This window comes from Actinocorallia sp. API 0066 (assembly GCF_020991275.1).
GTDB lineage: Bacteria > Actinomycetota > Actinomycetes > Streptosporangiales > Streptosporangiaceae > Actinocorallia.
In genome coordinates this window covers 1-2,456 of sequence record NZ_JAJLQY010000030.1, presented here as the reverse complement: position 1 = coordinate 2,456, position 2,456 = coordinate 1, and the positions used below count along the sequence as shown (strand labels likewise).

2 protein-coding genes are annotated in these 2,456 nt (G+C 69.3%); one reads left to right on the top strand and one right to left on the bottom strand.

What is annotated here, in order from left to right; all coding sequences use genetic code 11:
* Window positions 1-2,247 (bottom strand): type I polyketide synthase (locus LO762_RS32185; RefSeq protein WP_230620132.1); only part of this gene is annotated, 2,247 nt, incomplete at its 3' end.
* Between LO762_RS32185 and LO762_RS32180 the strand changes: the two genes are divergently transcribed.
* Window positions 2,221-2,456, top strand: a 236-nt coding sequence (locus tag LO762_RS32180) for a hypothetical protein (RefSeq protein WP_230620130.1), incomplete at its 3' end; no start/stop codon positions are given. The genes LO762_RS32185 and LO762_RS32180 overlap by 27 nt on opposite strands.

Here is a 2,456-nt window from a genome sequence, read left to right as displayed (position 1 = left end):
CTCACGCTCTTCCGTCAGGACCCGCACATCCCCGGCCGACCAGTCGACCTTCGACGACGGGGTCTCAGCGTGCAAAGTCCGGGGCAGCACACCGTGCCGCATCGCCAGAATCATCTTGACGATCCCCGCGACACCGGCCGCAGCCTGGGCGTGGCCGATGTTCGACTTCACCGACCCCAACCACAACGGCTCGCCCTGCTCGCCACGATCGCCGTAGACCGCCAGCAGCGCCTGCGCCTCGATCGGATCACCCAAAGCCGTGCCCGTACCGTGCGCCTCGACCGCGTCCACCTCAGCCGGAGCAAGCCCCGCACTCGCCAACGCCTGACGAATCACCCGCTGCTGCGAAGGACCGTTGGGAGCCGTAAGCCCATTGGACGCGCCATCCTGATTCACCGCACTACCCCGGACCACGGCCAGCACCTCATGCCCGAGCCGCTGCGCGTCCGACAGGCGCTCCAACACGAGCATCCCGGCGCCCTCGCCCCAGCCCACTCCATCCGCAGTGTCCGAGAACGCCCTACAACGGCCGTCGGCGGAGACACCACGCAGGCGAGAGAACTCCACGAACACACCCGGATGCGCCATCACGGTCACACCACCGGCCAAGGCCATCGAGCATTCACCCGAGCGCAACGCCTGCGCGGCAAGATGCAACGCCACCAACGACGACGAACACGCGGTGTCCACACTCACCGCCGGGCCTTCCAAGCCCAGCACATACGAGATACGCCCCGACGCAACACTGGAGATCGCACCCGTCGACCGATACCCCTCCGTCTCAGGCACCGCCCCAGCAGCAGCGAGATAATCATTGGCGATCAGCCCCGCATAGACCCCCACGCGCTGACCCCGCAGGGAGGACGGGTCGATCCCCGCCCGCTCCAGCGCCTCCCAGGAGGTCTCCAACAACAACCGCTGCTGCGGATCCATCGCCAACGCCTCACGCGGACTGATCCCAAAGAACCCCGCGTCAAACCCGGCCGCATCAGTGAGGAAGCCGCCCTCACGAACGTAGGACTTCCCCGGAGCGTCAGGGTCCGGATCGAACAGGCCCTCCACATCCCAACCGCGATCAGTCGGGAAACCCCCCACCACGTCCACGCCCGAGGACAGCAGCTCCCACAACGCGGCCGGACCATCCACACCGCCGGGCAGCCGCAACCCCACACCCACGACCGCCACCAACTCATCCGTCACAGACCTCACGTCGGGGGCGACGGCGAGGGGGACGGCACCGACCAGCTCGCCAAGCAGGTAGTCGGCCAGCGCCAACGGCGTCGGGTAGTCGAACACCAACGTCGCGGGCAAAGGCATCCCGGCCAGCGCGGTCAGCCGATTGCGGAGTTCGACCGAGGTCAGCGAATCAAAGCCCGCGTCATTGAACGCCTGATCGACCCGGACCAGATCCCGACCCGCACCACCCAGCACAACCGACGCCTCGGCACACACCAACCCGGCCAGATGCTCGACCTGGTCCCCTGCCGCCATCCCGGCCAGCGTCGACCGCAACACGTCCACAGCACCAGAGGCGACACGGCGCTGCGGCCCGGCCAAAGCCCGCAACAGTCCGGGAACCGGACCGTCCTGACGGCGCAGCACCGGCAGATCCAGCACCATCGGAACCAGCATCGAGTGCCGGGAGGCCAGAGCCCGATCCAGCAACGCCATGCCCTCTTCGGCGCTCAGCGCGCCGATCCCGGCACGGCCCATCCGAGCCAGATCCGTCTGGGTCAGATTCCCGGTGATCGTGCTCGCCTCAGCCCAGTAGCCCCACGCCAGCGACACCGCGGCCTCACCGGCGGCACGGCGCCGGGCGGCCAGCGCGTCGAGATAGCAGTTGGCTGCCGCGTAGTTCCCCTGCCCGGGAGTACCCAGCGCCCCCGCACTGGAGGAGAACACCACAAACGCGGCCAGCCCGAGCCCGCGTGTCAGCTCGTCCAGGTGTGTGGCCGCATCCGCCTTCGGACGCAGCACCGTTTCCAACCGCTCCGGCGTGAGCCCGCCCAGAACCGCGTCGTCCAGGACGCCGGCGGTGTGGATCACCCCGCTGAGCGGCGCCGACGCTCCGGCGAGCAGCTCCTCGACCTGGGCACGGTCAGCCACATCACAGGCCACGATCCGCACCTGGGCGCCGGCGGCCTGCAGTTCGGCACGCAGCCGCGCGGCTCCTTCGGCGGCCGGGCCCCGCCGTGAGACCAGCATCAGATTCCGGACCCCGTGCGCGGCGACCAGATGCCGGGCCACCAGCCCGCCCAACGTCCCGGTACCACCGGTCACCACCACACAACCCGCACCCACACCCCCGACCAGGGCATCCTCGTCAGCGACCCGGACAAGCCGGGGCACCTCGACCAGCCCGTCCCCCAGCCGGATCTCCCACTCACCACCAGCAGCGGCCTGCTCCAGCAGACCCACCAGATCCCGAAGCTCCCCGCCCCGAGAACCCAGATCGA